Below are 17,542 nucleotides of genomic sequence, written 5' to 3'. Positions count from 1 at the left end.
AATAAAAGATGAATCTGAATACTTATTCAACACCGTGAATAAGATCCTTGCGTCAAATTGACTTCGCTAGCAAATAATTTTACTAGTATTACTTGTGGAAATAGCTCTCTATTTCCGTCCTGTGATTCTTACCCGAAAACATGACTGTCTTCTTGGTTTTATCTTTGTTTCTGTTCAGTTTTCAAAGGTCATTCGGAGGCGCTAAACGTATTTAGCGGCAACTCTTATATCTTACACTTCCTAGCGAGGTTTGTCAAGAACTTTTTTCAAAAAAATATTTTTGACTCTTGGTTGCTTTTATTTATTCGCTGGAACGTTTACTAATATATCACGTTTTGGAGACCTTGGCAAGTATATTTGACAAAAAAAGTTCACATTTTAAAAAAAGTTTTTCAAACTAGATTTTTATAGAGTAAAATCGTGTTTTTGAGTCTGTCCAAAAACACGATTTTATTAAGTTTAATCTCTTGGTTTCATTGTCGGGAATAATAGCACATCTCTAATAGACGGGGCATTAGTCAAAAGCATTACTAGCCTGTCCATTCCTATGCCTAACCCCCCAGTCGGTGGTAACCCATACTCCAAGGCCTCCAAGAACTCTTCGTCCATACTGTGCGCCTCATCATTACCGTGCTCGCGCTCAGATACTTGCGCTTCAAATCGTTGACGTTGATCAATTGGATCATTTAATTCTGAGAATGCATTACCATGTTCGCGCCCTACGATGAATACTTCAAAGCGATCCGTGAAACGTCCATCTTCTTTATTTGTTTTAGCTAACGGTGAAATTTCAATTGGATGTCCATAAATGAATGTTGGTTGAATAAGCTTCTCTTCAACAAATACTTCAAAGAATTCATTTAGGATGTGTCCGTATGTCATATGTTTTGTAATCGGAACATTGTGCTCTTTCGCTAATGCTTGTGCTTCTTCAGTTGTTTGCACATTCCAAAAATCGACGCCCGTGTATTGCTTAACTGCATCTACCATATGTAGACGGGTCCAATTAGGTGTCAAATCGATTTGATCTTCTCCATATGTGATGACTGTCGTGCCATGTAATTTTTGGCAAACGGTGGAGATAAGGCCTTCTACTAGTTCCATGATATCTTCAAAATTCTCGAATGACGCGTAGGTTTCTAGCATTGTAAACTCTGGGTTATGTCTTGTTGAAACACCTTCATTACGGAATACGCGACCTATTTCATACACTTTGTCCATGCCGCCTACGATAAGGCGTTTCAAGTGAAGCTCCAACGCAATACGAAGATATAGTTGCATATCCAAAGCATTATGGTGTGTGATGAACGGTTTTGCTGCCGCTCCACCTGCGATTGTGTGCAGAACTGGTGTCTCTACTTCTAGATAGCCAATATTATCAAGATAGTTACGTGTGTATTGCATAATTTTACTGCGCATCACGAAGCGTTGTTGACTTTCTGCGTTTGTGATTAGGTCTAAATAGCGTTGTCGATAGCGTTGTTCTACATCCTTTAAACCGTGAAACTTATCTGGCAATGGACGTAGAGCTTTACTTAGCATGGTGAATTCTGATGCTTTAACGGATAATTCTCCAGTATTGGTCAGGAAAATTGTTCCTTTAATGCCGACAATGTCACCTAAGTCCGCTAATTTAAAAACGTCATAAGCCGCTTCTCCTACACCGTCTTTACGGATATAGATTTGAACTTGATGGAAACGGTCTTGGATGTGCGTAAAACCAACTTTCCCTTTTACTCGTTTGGTCATGATACGTCCTGCGACAGAAACTTCGATGGAGGCTTCTTCTAGCTCCTCTTTTGTTTTGCCTTCGTACTGACTTACTATTTCTTCTGGGCTAATCGTACGGACGAACTTCGCGCCGAATGGATCGATTCCTTCCGCTCGCAATGTATCCAGCTTTTCACGGCGAACAATTAGTTGATCATTAAGTTCTTCATGGTTCTCGTGGGACATATTTGACACTCCTATTCTTTTCAAGTTATACAGATAGTTTTATTATACGCTCAATTGGGCTTGTTTATCTAGTTTTATTTGAAAAAAGTTGCCTCCAAATACGATGAGACAACTTAAACTTTATTGTTTTGCCATAAGTTTTTCTTCGTGTTGGTCGACATAGCCTCGTAAAATAGCTTCCATTTCTACGTACTTGGTTGCTTGGTTGGCCGCCACTTTAGCACGGGTACTTCCGCGAGCACCTTTCAGATAGTATGCTGCATGTTGTCGGAATTCGCGTACAGCGATGCTTTCGCCTTTCAATGAGATAAGGCGTCGTAAATGGAGCAGGGCTGTTTCGATTTTTTCGCGCGGTTCTGGTTCTGGGAGTAGCACGCCGGTTTCTAGATAGTGTACGGTACGATAGATCATCCACGGGTTACCTAGTGCTGCACGACCGATCATGACACCGTCTGCACCAGTCTTCTCAAGGATCGCTTTGGCATCTTCGGGCGTTTGGACGTCTCCGTTTGCCATGAATGGAATCTTGATATTCTTTTTAACTTCGGCTAGAACATTCCAGTCAGCTTTACCTTCGTACATTTGAACGCGGGTCCGACCATGCATCGCGATGGCGCTTGCTCCGGCACGTTCTGCAGCTTGGGCGTTCTCGGCGGCGAATACGTGCTCGTCATCCCAACCTATGCGCATCTTTACAGTGACTGGTTTATCGACGGCGTCTACTACAGCAGCGACCATATCATACACTTTATCAGGATTGAGAAGCCATTTTGCACCAGCTTCACATTTGATGATTTTATTAACTGGGCAGCCCATGTTAATGTCGATAATGTCCGTGGTTGTGTTTTCTGCAACAAATTTAGCGGCTTCTACTAATATATTTTTATCCCCGCCGAAAATTTGCAGGCTTAGCGGCTTCTCTTTTTCATCGATGTAGAGCATGTCTAGTGTTTTAGCGTTACGATGCGCAATCCCCTTATCGCTTATCATTTCGCAACATACGAGGCCAGCGCCGAATTCTTTTACCGTCAGACGGAACGCGGAGTTCGAGATCCCTGCCATCGGCGCGACGACAACTCTATTTTTAATGGGTACATTGCCGATTTTCCACATAGAATAACCCTTCTTTCTTGAAATAAAATAACCGCTCGTAGCTTTGCGCTCCGTGATCTAAGCGGTTGATTTCTCCTTTTAAAACAATATTGTTATGGTAACATATTTGATTGAAAGCGCAAGTGCCAAATTTACCAATCCAGCTTCGTGTCTGCCTTGTTAATTCCTTGATCTTGTAAAATTTCTTTGCGTAAAAGAGGAGCTGCGACGGTTGGCGCGATTTCCTGCAATGGGATCATGACAAAAGCCCGCTCGTTCATTCTAGGATGGGGAAGTTCTAGCGTTTCTGTTTGCTGGATCACATCATCATATAGAAGTAAGTCGATATCGATCAAGCGTGGTCCCCAGCGAATTTCGCGAACACGTCCTAAGTCATTCTCAATCGCCAAACCTGTTTGTAGTAGTGTTTCCGGGTCTAGTGTCGTTTCAAGCGCGACTGCAATATTTAAAAATGGGGCTTGGTCTTCAAAACCTACTGGATCTGTTTCATAAACCCCTGAAACACGTGTTATTTTAATCGCAGCGCTTTTATTCAATGCTCTCAATGCATTTTCTAAGTTGGTTTCGCGATTCCCAATATTCGTTCCAATGGATAAATAGGCTTTATGCATGGTTTGCGGCCCTCGTAATTTCGACAGCTACTGAGTGATAGTGCCCAGGAATCGGCGGATTTGGCTTGATAACTTTAACTGTGACTTCTTTAAGCAGTTGATAGTCGCACAGAACAGTGGCTGCAATCGTTTCTGCGAGAGCTTCGATGAGTTTAAAGCACTTGTTTTCTGCTATCTCTTTTACCGTTTCGTAAACATCCGCATAACTCACTGTATCATTTACTTCATCGCTTTTCCCAGCCACCTCTGTAGAAAGCCCCAATACGAGTGAGACGATGAATGTTTGACCTAGCTTATTTTCCTCTGGTAGCACCCCGTGATAGCCATAAAAAGCTAGCTCATTTAAATATATTTTGTCCATTTTAAAAGTTCCTCCTTAATTATTCGGCGCTTCGACATTGCCGAGAATGGCGTCGGTCATCGCGATCATGCGGGCAATCGGCTGGATATCATGTACGCGAAAAATAGTGCAGCCTTTCGTTTGCCCATAGACCACCGTCGCGCCGGTACCTTCCACTCTTTGATCTACTGGTAAATCTAGAACAAGTCCAATAGTAGATTTCCGACTCGTCCCAAGAAGAACTTCATGCCCCATTGCCACTAATTCATCAATTTTACGTAAAATTTCCAGATTTTGCGCTGGTGTTTTGACAAAACCAAACCCAGGATCGAGTAGGATATGGTGACTCGGAACACCCGCATTTTTAGCAATTTCGATACTTTCTTGCAAATCTTTTTTTACATCCGTCATAAAATGATCGTACTCCCGATTCGGGCGGTTATGCATTAAAACAATCGGCGTTGAATAGACAGCAGCAATTTGAGCTATTTTCGGATCTCGCTTAGCTCCCCACTGGTCGTTAATAATATCTGCTCCCGCTTGAATCGCAGCAAGCGCAACTTCCGATTTCCATGTATCAATGGATATCCATATGTTTGGTAACACAGCCCGAACAGCCTTGATTGCTGGAATCACACGAGCGATCTCTTCATCCACAGGAATTTCCCTGTAGCCAGGCCGCGTTGACTCACCGCCAATATCAATGATTGCCGCGCCATCTCGTACCATCTGCATTGCTTTATCTTTGATTTGAGTTTCCGTTATGTATTTCCCTCCATCCGAAAACGAATCAGGCGTTACGTTTAAAATGCCCATAATCATAGTCGGATGATTTTTCAGCCATGTTTTACTCAATGAACTCACCTCTTTTTTAAATAAGTATATCATGTCTTCACATTTTTGAGGATCACATTGCCTTTAGTACGCAACAAAAAACCAGCGCGGAAAAGGGAGTAACCGCGCTGGTCAAAAAGGGAGTGTTAAGTTTTCATTTTAAAAAGGGAAAAAATGAAACTTGGTTTTGCTTGTTGTTAGCTTATGAACATATAATAACCCACTAAAACAAAATTTCACTGAGTTTTTTGTTAGAATTTGATGAGAAATAAAAGAAAAGCCGAAACAGCCCGTTAGCTCCGAAAAAAACTGGAGCGCACGCAGCGAAAACCCTCTCTCGGTTTTTGCGAAGGGTGTGAAGTTTTCGAGGAGCTGGCTGTGGAGGCTAGACACACCGAAAAGCCGAAACAGCCCGTTAGCTCCGAAAAAAACTGGAGCGGCCGCAGTGAAAACCCTCTCTCGGTTTTTGCGGAGGGCGTGAAGTTTTCGAGGAGTTGGCTGTTTCGGCTAGACACGAAGGCGCAAAGCATGACACACAACGAACACTTACCACGCCTGTATTCATACTATTACTTCGAGAAAATCCTCAGAACAACAACAAAACCAACGTGTTGGTGGCACGTTGGTTTTTGCTTTCCATCACGAGGAAGTAACGGAAATCGACTTATTTGTTGTGGTCTTACAAGTACTATATTACTGCACGTTCGCGAAATTTTACTGTGTTTTTTGTTAGAAGTCTATGAGATTTATTCGAAGTTGTATAACGCGGTACTCAAATAACGTTCGCCATTACTGGCTACCACTGCTAACACTTTTTTTCCTCCGCCTAGTTCTTTGGCTAAATTCAAAGCCGCAAATATCGTTGCCCCCGAGGAAATCCCTACTAGAATACCTTCTTTTTTAGCGACTTCTCGCGCTGTTTCCAATGCGTCTTCGCTCGAAACCTTGAGAATGCCGTCGTATACTTTTGTGTCTAGTGTATCCGGAATGAATCCTGCACCGATTCCTTGGATTTTATGTGGTGACGGTGAGTCGCCGGAAAGCACTGCAGATTCCTCTGGCTCTAATGCGTAAATTTTTATATTTGGGTAGTTTTTCTTCAAAACATGCCCTGCTCCCGATACTGTTCCACCCGTTCCTACACCTGCGATAAACGCGTCTAGGCCGTCTTTACCGAATGCTTCGACGATTTCTGGACCTGTCGTACGCTCATGGACAGCTGGATTAGCTGGATTATGGAACTGTTGTGGTACGAAATAGCCGTGTGCTTTTGCTAATTCATCAGCTTTTGCAATCGCGCCTTTCATGCCGTCAGGGCCCGGTGTTAGAACCAATTCTGCACCATACGCTTGGAGTAGCTTACGACGCTCTAAACTCATCGTCTCTGGCATAACGAAGATCGCACGGTATCCTTTCGCCGCTGCAACCATTGCCAACCCAATCCCCGTGTTTCCACTCGTCGGTTCAATGATCGTGTCGCCTGCTTTTAATGCACCTGATTGTTCTGCATCTTCAATCATCGCGTTAGCAATCCGATCTTTGACACTACCACCCGGATTCTGGAATTCTAGTTTCACATATACCTCTGCGCTTCCCGCTTCTGGTAATCTGTTTAATTTCACAATGGGCGTATTCCCGATTAAGTCTGTAATTGAGTTTGCAATCTTCATTTTCTCAACACTCCTTCATAGTTCTTTTCTTTACTTTAATCAATTCCGACATACTTTGTCAAATTTAAAAGACAGCCCAGATTCGGACTGTCCTCCCATTTTTATTTTGCTTCTTCGTAGAACGCTTCTAATTCAGATTCTTCAAAGTGATATTTATTACGGCAAAAATGGCATTCTGCTTCCGCGCCGTGATCTTCCTCAATCATTTGACGAATTTCATCTTTTCCTAGCGAGATTATCGCGTTTCCAAATCGTTCTTTGGAGCAATTACATTCGAAGCTTACAGGCATTTTTTCGAGAATTTGCAGGTTTTCTTCTCCACCAGCAAGCCTCGCCAATATTTGTTCAGGCGTTTCTCCCGCTTCGATGAGACGAGAAATGGTTGGGCAATCTTTCAGGTTTTTTTCAATTTCGTCAATGATTGTGTCGTCTGCGCCTGGTAGTAGCTGAAGCATAAAACCACCTGCTGCCTCAATTGTATCATCGGGATTCACGAGCACACCCACGCCAAGTGAGGAATTGATTTGTTCAGATTTGGCCAGATAATACGTGTAATCTTCACCAATTTCACCCGAGACGATGGGAATTTGACCTGTAAAATTAGTACGTAAGCCAATATCTTTAACGACTGCCAATGTTCCTTCTGTACCGACACCACGACGAACGTCTAATTTACCAAATTCATTAAGCTCGCTGAAATGCACATGTGGATTGGTAACATAGCCACGGATTTGACCTTGTGTGTTACTGTCCGTGATGATTGGACCGATTGGGCCATTTCCTTCAATTTTGACGGTGACTTTTTGATCTTCTTTTTGCATCGCGCCTAAAAAGAGGGTCGCTGTCATCGATCTCCCAAGCGCTGCGGACGAGATAGACCACGTGTCGTGCCTGCGTTGTGCCTCACTCACCGCTTCTGTTGTTCTTGCAGCGTACGCACGGACATTGCCACCATATGCTAAAGCTTTTACTAAATAATCACTCACTATCATTAGCTCCTTTATCGTTTGATTGATTTCGTTCATATAAAATTCGCAACCCTTTTAATGTTAAAAATGGGTCTATAATATCCGTTATATCTGATTTCCCACTGATGAGCCTCGCGAGACCACCTGTTGCAACGATGGTTGGCTCTGTATTCGTCTGTTCTTTCATCGCTTTAACGATGCCTTCAAATTGGCCGATAAAGCCGTAATAAATACCTGCTTGCATCGATGTCACGGTACTTTTGCCAATGACTTTAGGCGCTTCTGTGATGTCTACACGCGGAAGTTTTGCAGCGCGATTATAGAGGGCTTCCGTTGAAATCATAATGCCTGGCGCAATGGCTCCGCCGTGATAGCTCGATTTCTCGTCGATATAGCAAAATGTCGTCGCCGTTCCAAAATCCACGATAATGGCAGGGACTCCGTATTCTTCAATCGTTGCGACTGCATTAACAATTCGATCAGCACCAACTTCGCGCGGGTTATCGACCTGTAGGTTTAGGCCAGTTTTGATGCCCGGACCAACAACAAGTGGCCTAATTTCGAAATATTTATAGCACATCGCTTCCAGAGAATGCATGATTGGTGGGACGACAGATGAAATGATAATACCTTCAATGGCTTTAGAAGAAATATCACCGTATTGAAAAAAATCTAAAACCATCATGCCGAGTTCGTCTGATGTACGGTGACGATCCGTTGTCATCCTCCAATGTTTGCGTAGTTCTTTGCCTTCGTAGACGCCGATTGTGATGTTTGTATTCCCAACATCGATGACTAAAATCATATCTGTCACCATCCTTTTTTGTGATTTTTCTAGAGTATCATAACACGGATTCTGTGAAAAACCGAGTAATTTGTCTTATTTTGACCAATGAGAACGAAAAGCTGAAACGGCCCGCTAGATCCGAAAAAATTTGTTAGGGGGCGCAGATAAATCCCTCCCTTGGATTTTTCGGAGGCCACGAAAATTTCGAGGGTCTGGCCTTTGAAGCTAGATCTAGAACGAAAAGCTGAAACGGCCCGTTTAGCTCCGAAAAAAACTGGAGCGGTCGCAGTAAAAACCCGCTCGTGGTTTTTGCGGAGGGCGTGAAGTTTTCGAGGAGTTGGCCGTTGAAGCTAGATCTACAACGAAAAGCTGAAACGGCCCGTTAGCTCCGAAAAAATTTGTTAGGGGGCGCAGATAAATCCCTCCCTTGGATTTTTCGGAGGCCACGAAAATTTCGAGGAGTTGGCCGTTGAAGCTAGATCCGGAGGCGCTAAACATAACGCCACACCATTCTTTAAAAATTAGATTCTGCACCTAATTCAGCGTCATAAGAGCCTCAACAAAGTAAAATAGACATAAAAAAAGCCATACCTAAAAATTATAAGGTAGTAGCTTTCTCAAGGATAATATTTCTATTTCACAGCATCAAACTGAACATAAGACCCTCTATACTCCTTAGAAAGTTCCCTAGAAAATTCTTTAAAAACTTCTAATACTTCACCTTTTCTCAAATTAATATAATGTTTCCCTTTACTATCGAACGCAATTCCCTCTTGTATATCATAATTCTTCGTAGTCTGAACTAACGGATCTAGCTCCTTATCCACATCAGGATCTCGAGCAACATACGTCACCTCATATCTCCCAGCTGGTATCTGTGCATCAATTTTATAGTAACCGGAATGATAAATCCTGTACACACCTTCACTCGCTGGCTCCAGTTTTTTATATTTCGCTGGCTCAAATATCACTTTTCCCGAACCTTCTATCGAAAATTTTTCCCCATCAAAAGCTGGTTGCGCAAACTTAGTATCTCCCACCGCAAGTTGTGCACCTCCATACATTACGTTCCCATCCACCACCGTCACATCGTAGTCCCCTGGATTTAAATCCTTCCCAACTGTATACTCCCCAGCCGCTAAAGTAACTTTTTCTGGTTTTACCATAAAGTCCTTCACAAAAAAACGCCAACTTACAAAACCAATAAAAATAAGGACAATACATCCAAATATTATTACCCTCCCTCTACTCACAAAACATTCTCCCATCTACCATTTTTAATGCCACATCTGATATTGAGTCAATATCTACTTTATGGTGCGTCGCCACAATAATCATTGCCCCTCGTTCTTTTTCCTCCAACAACAATTGATGAATCAGTTCCACACCACTATCATCAATCGCGTTCGTTGGTTCATCTAGCAATATGATATCTGGTTTTTCAAAAATGGCTTGCGCTATATTTAGCCTTTGTTTCATGCCCAAAGAAAAACCCTTCACTTTCTGCTTAGATTTAGGATCAAGTCCCACACGTATTAAAGCTTCTTCAATATCCGCTGATGTCGCTCTTTTTTTTATTTTGGCCAAAATGGATAGGTTTGTAAAAGCATCGTATTGAGGAAGCAATGACATGTTCTCAATAATAACGCCTACGTTTGGTAAAAAAGATATATCTTTATGCAGCTTTAAATTATTATAGACAATGGTTCCTGAATTCGGAATAACTAATCCAGCGATAACTCGTAGTAGCATCGTCTTGCCAGAACCATTTTTGCCAAATAGTCCATATATTTTCGCTGGTTCAAACTGAAATGTAATGTCGGTTAGAACCGGTATTTTTTTGATTTTTTTATTTACACCAGAAATCGTTAGCAATACGTTCACCTCAATATATCAATTTTTTTGATTTTATACATAGCAATAGAAATACAAACTATCTCAATCGCTAGTAATACTAACATCGGTTCTATCATAGTGCTGATTTCACCCCTCCGATAATCCATACCTAAATTCGTAAACAAAAAATAGGCTACTAACTTAGGGGCGTGCATTACCATTAAACTAGGCATCGCTAACACAGAACAAATAGCCATTATATTTACTACCAAAAATGCAATTTGCACATCTGTCACTATTTCCAAAGTAACTTGAACACTAAACAATACGATTAAAGTAACAAAATAGAAGAAGACTGCTACTAAAATAGCCTCGCTAAACTGCATACCCTTTTGGAAAAAGCAGATGTGTACAGCAACTTGCAAACTTACAAAGATTCCCGTCACTATTATTAAGTAAAGAAACCTTTTCAAAAGCCAACGCCATTTGCTGTACTGTCTAACTAATAGTAGAACGCCATATTGGCTGAGAGAATCCTTTACAAAACCAGTAAAATAAAAACCTAAAGCTACAATTGGGAGATACCAAACCATTAAATAAATACTCGTCGTAACAGCTGACACTGTCATAGGAACACCAGCTAAGAATGGATAGACGTTATCATGCATTAATTTTGAGCTTGAAAACAGAACTTGAATTATAAATAACCCCATAAAAACAAGACACCATCTCATATTATTTTTCATGTGATAAAATCCTTACGTTCAAAAAGCATGGAGGCTAAGAGCGATGTGATGATAGCTATGACTACTAGCCTTAAATAATTTATCCCAACAACTCCACCATTGAATAGCAATTCCATAACACCCACATCTTGATAGAGCGACCAATGTGTCATAGATATTCCTATTTTTTCGATGAAATAGCTTGTAGCGAATAATAGCACTGTGATACCCATGCTTAAGGCTGTCGATTTTGTGATCGTCTCTGTGATTTTGAAACAAAAAGCGGTAATTAGATAGAACAGAATAAAAGCTATCGCATTATAGAACGTCGCTTGATAGAAACTGGCTTGGTGAAGTAATGGCTGGTCAAAGAATAGAGTTGTCCACAAAATATTAACGCAACATTGTATTCCTGCATAACTAATCGCCAGTTGAATAGACTGATATACAAATAGGTGATACAAGCTACTTCTCTTGTCAAATCTAGTAGTTATTTCTGCAGAGTTATGACGAACTAATAGATTTAGCAGTAATAAGAACGGCAGTATATATATAAGGGAATAAGCTGCCGCGGAATTATAGCCAAAAACAGAAACATTTAACTCGTATAACTTTTCATAGTCGGTATCAATCAACCAGTGTCTCCCTTGAAAAAACCACACTGCGCTAAAGAATAGAAGGGAAGCCAATATTATGTGCCCCCATTTAGTCTTCTGCATAGCGCGCCTCGTATATGTATACAAGAATAGGTATTATAATAAATGTTAGCAATGAAGCAATGAATATACCTAGCAAATCTGAGATACCGTACTCCGCAAATGGCTGAAACAAAAGCATTATCGATTTATTCTGCAAAATAAAAAAGAACCAAATAAAAAATGTTGCAGGATATGCTAATTTCTTGTTTAAGAAAAGCAAACTCATACTTGCACCTAACAAACTTACTAGACCTGTATAAAAACTAGTAATAAAGATAAAAATAATCGCCATTATGTACTTATGTGTGATTCCAAAGTGGAAGAGAGTATTATCATCGAACGTCATTTCCTCCATACCTCTCATAGAGTCCCCACCTTGGAATACAACGCTCGTTATTATTACGTTTAGGGTTAAAGCAATAGCCATTACACCAAAACCTACGAGAAACGAGGTGATCATTTTTTCTAATAGATACTTTTTCTTTCCAACTTTACTAATTAGTATATTTCGATAACCCGTCAAATAATCCATTATGCTATCATCTGATATGACAAGTAAAAAATAAATCGGAAGAAACCAGAGTAATAATATTTGTGTGATGTGTCCTTGTGAAGCTCCTGAGAGGAAAGACGCAAAGGCAGGATGAAAATTTTCACCAGTTGTATTTCTTAACCCAATTAGTTGTCCTATTTCAATGAGCGGAAATAAGATAATAACAAGTATTATTATCCTGCTCACATTATTTTTTCGCATTCTCGTTAAATGGCTTACCATCTGTATCTCCTTCTTATCGTATTTAAAGACTGGTAACATCATTACGATGCTACCAGTCTCCCTATATCAGTGAATCTTAATTAGTTTCTTCATCCCAATATCCGCTTGCTGTGTAGGATTTTGCACTATAATTATTGTTTTCAGCACCTAATCTTACATTTTGCTGGCTAGCGCTACTATATGCTGGCTTATAAATCGTTGTTCCTTGCTTCACATTGTATGTTCCGGATACAACTTGATGATTTAACTCTGCATACCAAGGCATTTTTTTGTCCAACCAAAATGTTGTGACGGTTCCTACCCCTTCACCAGAATAACTAAAATTGACCTTCCAATTATTCTTCGTATTAGTCGTCTGTCTGTACTTTTCACCACTTACGCTGTTCGCATGATAGGTCTTAATGGTAAAATTAAACTTAATATTATCATTTGATGCACTTACAGGTTTCGCTAGAACTACTAGACTAAGCAATAAAACTATAATTAAAACTAACTTCCTTTTACTCTTCATATGTAATCCTCCCTGTTATAATATAACTTGCATTTTTAGAATAGCATATAATTATCCATTAAACAAGACTATTTTATCTTAATAAGGAATTTAATTGGAATTAATATGATACTATATACATAAAAAGAGTATATAATTACTGTACCACAAAAGAAATGTTCATAAATCCACTATCCTTTTCGACATATTAATGGTTTGGTTTCTATGCTCGCTTCGTAAAAGCCTCAACAAAAAGACCAGCACACAACTTACATGTACTGGTCCATAACTTTACTTATTCACCTTTTTTATCATCGTTCGGTGTTTTTTCAGCGTCAGGTGCTTCTTTTGTCACGACCTCTTTTGGTCCTTCTGATTCAGCATCTTTCTCCGCTTTCTCATCTTTGTCTGCATAATCCCAAACCTTATCTTGCTTCGCTTCTTCAACAAGTTCTTTCTTCTCTTCTTCGTAAGATTTTGGTTCAATATCATCTTTTTCAGAAGGGAATTCCGACATTTGTTCATCAGCATCCATTTCGGATGGTAAAACACCATCATCATATAGAGAACGGATTTGGCGTGCATCTAATGTTTCTACGTCGAGCAATGTTTCAGCAATTAGCTTATGTTGCTCTCTGTGCTCTAGAATAATATTTTTCGCACGGTCATAACAGAAACGGATTAAGCTTTGTACTTCGGTATCAATTTCATATGCGATCTTATCGGAATAGTTTTTACCATTTCCAAAATCTCGACCCATGAATACTTGATCGTTTCCAGACGCGAATTGAAGTGGACCGATCTTATCGCTCATACCCCATTCGGTTACCATCCGGCGCGCGATTTGTGTCGCACGTTCGAAGTCATTACTTGCGCCTGTCGTTACTTCACCAAATTCGATTTCTTCTGCAACACGGCCACCTAAAAGACCAGTGATACGATCCATTAGTTCGGCTTTTGTCATCAGGAAGCGGTCTTCTTTTGGTAGCATAACGGCATATCCGCCTGCTTGTCCACGTGGTACAATCGTTACTTTATGGACTACTTCTGCTTCATCAAGTACCATACCGACGATTACGTGACCACTTTCATGATACGCAACGGTACGACGCTCTTTGACAGAAATAACGCGATTTTTCTTGGCTGGACCAGCGATAACACGATCGCTTGCTTCGTCCAAGTCTTTCATATCGATCTCTTTTTTATCGGAACGGGCGGCAACAAGGGCAGCCTCATTCAGAAGGTTTTCCAGATCGGCACCAGAGAATCCTGGTGTACGTTGCGCAATAGCTTTTAAGTCGACACTTTTCGCAAGTGGTTTATTACGAGCATGGACTTGTAGTACTGCTTCACGTCCTTTAACATCAGGACGATCTACCATGATTTGACGGTCAAAACGGCCTGGACGTAGTAATGCTGGATCCAATACATCAGCACGGTTAGTTGCCGCAATGATAATGATTCCTTCGTTACCGCTGAAACCATCCATTTCTACAAGCAATTGGTTCAATGTCTGCTCGCGCTCGTCATGTCCGCCGCCCATTCCTGCGCCACGTTGACGACCTACAGCATCAATTTCATCGATAAAGATAATACATGGGGCGTTTTTCTTCGCGTTCTCGAATAGATCACGGACACGGCTAGCACCGACACCGACGAACATTTCCACGAAGTCCGAACCACTGATAGAGAAGAACGGTACGCCTGCTTCACCGGCTACTGCACGGGCCAGTAATGTTTTACCTGTACCTGGAGGACCTACGAGTAAGACCCCTTTCGGTATACGTGCGCCAAGTTCAGCAAATTTGCGTGGATCCTTCAAGAAATCCACGACTTCTACTAATTCTTGTTTCTCTTCATCTGCACCAGCTACGTCAGTGAAGCGGACTTTTTTCTTGTCGTCATTATAAAGTTTGGCTTTACTTTTACCAAAGTTCATAACTCGACCGCCACCGCCGCCACCTTGTGCTTGGCTCATCAAGAAGAAGAACAAGATAAAGATAATAACGAAGGGTATGATGGAAGTGAAGAACGTAATCCAGCCACTATTTTGCTTGGCAGGAACGACTGTCATTTTCACATCGTTGTCATCCGCAACTTTATCCATTTGTGTTAGCAGTTGATCACTGTTGATAGCGTACGTCGTGAATTTCGTTGTCGTTTGATCTTTCCCGACTTTACTATCTGTTTTCACTGCATCTTTGAACTCTCCATCAATGACGTAAACGCTACGGTCTGGCTGAATGGAGAATGATTTGATCTTATCGTCACCCATTTTCGTAATGAATTCATCATAGCTGATTTCTTTTGCGGTCTCACTATTGTTGTTGAAAGTGGCCACGATTCCTATGATAACAAGGAAAATGATAACGTAAAATATGGCGTTTCTAAAAAAGCGATTCATTCCTTACCTCCTCCCACGTAAGAGCTTGGACTGTTCTTTCACTCTAAAAATCGGGCTTGACTTGCTCTCCCTTTTTTTGCTGTAAAAACAGATCCGCCTTGTGTTTCTCTTACGAAGACTTTCTATTAAAAAGCATTGTTTATTATTATTCCTCAAATAGGCATATTGAGCTAAAAACTAAGACTAATGATAGCACACTGATCTTTAATTTCCCAATGATTTGCATGTTGTTCCTGCGGTTTTTTTGTTACAGGAAAATTTTAACGTGGATAAGCTACCTTGGTGCCTTGTTTTCTATATGGTAACAAATTTAATTCATTTTGTGAACTAACTTAGTCTGCATAAATTTCTGGTTTCAAAACACCGATGTATGGTAAGTTACGATATTTCTCTGCGAAGTCAAGACCATAGCCAACGACGAATTCATTTGGAACGACAAAGCCCACATAATCTGCGTCAATATTTACATTGCGACCTTCTGGTTTATCGAGTAGCGTCACAAGTTTTACTGACTTTGCTTTGCGGTACTTAAGTAGGTCTACTAAATAGCTAAGCGTGCGTCCGCTGTCAATGATATCTTCAATGATTAAAACGTCGCGCCCCTCAACGGAAGTGTTCAAATCTTTGATGATTTTTACTTCACCAGTCGAAACTGTTCCATTACCGTAGCTCGATACATCCATAAAATCCATTTCTAGATATGTATCCACACGTTTTAGTAAATCTGTCATAAACGGCGTTGCACCTTTTAAAACACCAATGGCTAATGGGAATCTGCCGTCGTACTCCACCGTCAGCTCTTTTCCTAGTTCAGCGATTTTTTCTTGAATTTCAGTCTCGCTAATCAACACTTTTTGAATATCGTTGTGCATGCTTTTGTTTCCTCCTAAATTACGATGATATCTGATTATATACTGCTTTATTTCACGGCTAGGCTTCGCTTGGTAACTCGAAGCTTGAACACCCGGAATCCATAAAATTTCACCTGAATAGTCTGTCACAATCGGCCAGGTATCACGCTTGTGCTTGGGAATTTTGGCATCAATGAAAATCGATTTGAGTTTGCGCGTACCACCGGTCGTCTTCATTCGGTCACCATTCATGCGACCTCTGATAATTAACGGCAATTCGATATCCGCTTGATTCACAATAATCCCATCAAGACCAGCAGTTTGCACCACGGAACTCTTGGTTTTAATTCGAATCTCTGCGCCATCCGTCAATGTTACGCGATCCCCATCATGCAACTGATGGTAAAAATCCTGCACCTTCTGGCCAGTCTTACCGTAGAAAAAATCCAACTGATTGTAAGCACGCCTCACGATCAGACTATTCGGCAAGTGCAACTCGCCAGATGGATTCACTTCCCGATTCAGTCGCAAAATCTGCTCCACATGCCCCGCTGAAATAAGAGCCAAATTGTCTTTGTACAGATATTTTAATAGTAAATGAATTGTGCGGCGTTGTAAAGGTTGAGCCAGTTTTCGCCACTCCATTAACGAAAGCTCTACTTTCGTTTCACTGTATTCTGTCATGTCTGGCAAAGCTTGTTCGGCCAATTCATTCAAATACCTAAAATCTTCTGATGTTTCTTCTGAAAAGCGGCGGAACTGCTCGTCGACATGCGCATTCTCTTCTTTCATAAACGGTAGTAATGCTTTGCGATAACGATTACGTGTATAGGAATCTTCCTGATTTGTCGCGTCTTCCAAATAGGGAATACTTTGCGCCTCGCACAACTCCACAATTTCTTGCTTCGTTATTGGTAAGAACGGGCGTATCGCCATGCCGTTTGCAAATTCTCGCGTCGGTTGCATTCCAAGCCATCCCAAGTCTGAACTTCCTCGAACAAGTCGCATTAAAATCGTTTCCATCTGATCGTCAGCATGATGCGCAAGTACGAGTCGCTGGCAATGATGTTTTCGCATTAAACCTCGGAAAAAAGTGTAACGATATTTGCGAGCCGTCTCCTCGACACCAGCTTGTTCTTGCGCCGCCAGCTTCCTAATATCGAGTTGCGTCGATTCAAAGCGAATACCATGCGTTTCGCAGACGTCGGCAACCAATTGCTCTTCGTCGATGGATTCTGCACGTAAACCATGATTAACATGGGCAACGGTGATCGCCTCTTTTGGCACAATCGTCGTCTGGATTAGAAAGTGAAGTAGCGCCATAGAGTCTGCGCCACCAGAGACGGCGACAAGCAGATGATCATTAGGCTTAATAAGTTGATGCTTCCCAATAAACGTCATTACTTTTTCGCGAGCATTCATCTATTTCTAACCTCTTTCATGCATCAAAATCAGGCAAAAAAAGGAGTTGTACCTAAGCCAAG

At 41.2% G+C, this 17,542-nt stretch carries 16 protein-coding genes; all 16 read right to left on the bottom strand.

Annotated features, from left to right (window positions below; all coding sequences use genetic code 11):
- Positions 1-459: 459 nt before the first annotated feature.
- The 16 genes from lysS to hpt all read right to left on the bottom strand — a co-directional run bounded on the left by lysS (position 460) and on the right by hpt (position 17,480).
- On the bottom strand, positions 460-1,956 hold the full coding sequence (gene lysS, locus HCJ54_RS11995; RefSeq protein WP_185528103.1) for a lysine--tRNA ligase: 1,497 nt from the start codon (positions 1,954-1,956) through the stop codon (positions 460-462).
- 120 nt (positions 1,957-2,076) lie between these two features.
- Positions 2,077-3,069 carry a tRNA dihydrouridine synthase DusB gene (gene dusB, locus HCJ54_RS11990; RefSeq protein WP_187137811.1) on the bottom strand — a complete coding sequence of 331 codons (993 nt, stop codon included), beginning with the start codon at positions 3,067-3,069 and terminating at the stop codon, positions 2,077-2,079.
- Positions 3,070-3,200: 131 nt separating this feature from the next.
- Positions 3,201-3,680, bottom strand: a complete 480-nt coding sequence (gene folK, locus HCJ54_RS11985; protein ID WP_187137810.1) for a 2-amino-4-hydroxy-6-hydroxymethyldihydropteridine diphosphokinase — start codon at positions 3,678-3,680, stop codon at positions 3,201-3,203.
- Complete coding sequence (folB, locus tag HCJ54_RS11980; protein ID WP_187137809.1) at positions 3,673-4,041, bottom strand: dihydroneopterin aldolase; 369 nt, start codon at positions 4,039-4,041, stop codon at positions 3,673-3,675. Before folB ends, folK begins: the two co-directional genes overlap by 8 nt.
- 15 nt (positions 4,042-4,056) lie before the next feature.
- On the bottom strand, positions 4,057-4,842 hold the full coding sequence (folP, locus tag HCJ54_RS11975; protein ID WP_187137814.1) for a dihydropteroate synthase: 786 nt from the start codon (positions 4,840-4,842) through the stop codon (positions 4,057-4,059).
- A gap of 758 nt (positions 4,843-5,600) precedes the next feature.
- Positions 5,601-6,524 carry a cysteine synthase A gene (gene cysK, locus HCJ54_RS11970; RefSeq protein ID WP_187137808.1) on the bottom strand — a complete coding sequence of 308 codons (924 nt, stop codon included), beginning with the start codon at positions 6,522-6,524 and terminating at the stop codon, positions 5,601-5,603.
- A 101-nt stretch (positions 6,525-6,625) separates the two neighbouring features.
- Entirely contained in the window at positions 6,626-7,510 is an 885-nt protein-coding gene (gene hslO, locus HCJ54_RS11965; RefSeq protein WP_036068499.1) for an Hsp33 family molecular chaperone HslO, read from the bottom strand.
- The gene (locus HCJ54_RS11960; protein WP_187137807.1) at positions 7,503-8,297 is read right to left on the bottom strand and encodes a type III pantothenate kinase; all 795 of its coding nucleotides are present in this window, start codon (positions 8,295-8,297) and stop codon (positions 7,503-7,505) included. Before HCJ54_RS11960 ends, hslO begins: the two co-directional genes overlap by 8 nt.
- 614 nt (positions 8,298-8,911) lie before the next feature.
- Positions 8,912-9,445 (bottom strand): hypothetical protein, encoded by a 534-nt coding sequence (locus tag HCJ54_RS11955; RefSeq protein ID WP_187137806.1) that lies wholly within the window; start codon positions 9,443-9,445, stop codon positions 8,912-8,914.
- A gap of 79 nt (positions 9,446-9,524) precedes the next feature.
- Positions 9,525-10,154 carry an ATP-binding cassette domain-containing protein gene (locus HCJ54_RS11950; protein WP_187137805.1) on the bottom strand — a complete coding sequence of 210 codons (630 nt, stop codon included), beginning with the start codon at positions 10,152-10,154 and terminating at the stop codon, positions 9,525-9,527.
- A gap of 5 nt (positions 10,155-10,159) precedes the next feature.
- A complete protein-coding gene (locus tag HCJ54_RS11945; protein WP_187137804.1) occupies positions 10,160-10,861 on the bottom strand; it encodes a DUF2705 family protein in 702 nt (233 codons plus the stop codon).
- Complete coding sequence (locus tag HCJ54_RS11940; protein ID WP_187137803.1) at positions 10,858-11,529, bottom strand: WxPxxD family membrane protein; 672 nt, start codon at positions 11,527-11,529, stop codon at positions 10,858-10,860. Before HCJ54_RS11940 ends, HCJ54_RS11945 begins: the two co-directional genes overlap by 4 nt.
- A gap of 16 nt (positions 11,530-11,545) precedes the next feature.
- Entirely contained in the window at positions 11,546-12,313 is a 768-nt protein-coding gene (locus HCJ54_RS11935; RefSeq protein ID WP_187137802.1) for a DUF2705 family protein, read from the bottom strand.
- Positions 12,314-12,389: 76 nt separating this feature from the next.
- On the bottom strand, positions 12,390-12,824 hold the full coding sequence (locus HCJ54_RS11930; protein WP_187137801.1) for a DUF2712 domain-containing protein: 435 nt from the start codon (positions 12,822-12,824) through the stop codon (positions 12,390-12,392).
- Between the two features lie 274 nt (positions 12,825-13,098).
- Positions 13,099-15,207, bottom strand: a complete 2,109-nt coding sequence (gene ftsH, locus HCJ54_RS11925; protein ID WP_187137800.1) for an ATP-dependent zinc metalloprotease FtsH — start codon at positions 15,205-15,207, stop codon at positions 13,099-13,101.
- A gap of 332 nt (positions 15,208-15,539) precedes the next feature.
- Positions 15,540-17,480, bottom strand: a complete 1,941-nt coding sequence (gene hpt, locus HCJ54_RS11920) for a hypoxanthine phosphoribosyltransferase (RefSeq protein ID WP_187137799.1) — start codon at positions 17,478-17,480, stop codon at positions 15,540-15,542.
- Between the last annotated feature and the right edge of the window lie 62 nt (positions 17,481-17,542).

This window comes from Listeria grandensis (assembly GCF_014322885.1).
In the GTDB taxonomy this organism is placed as follows: Bacteria; Bacillota; Bacilli; order Lactobacillales; family Listeriaceae; genus Listeria_A; species Listeria_A grandensis.
Note: the sequence above shows the minus strand (reverse complement) of the source record. Positions and strands in the feature narration are given on the sequence as shown.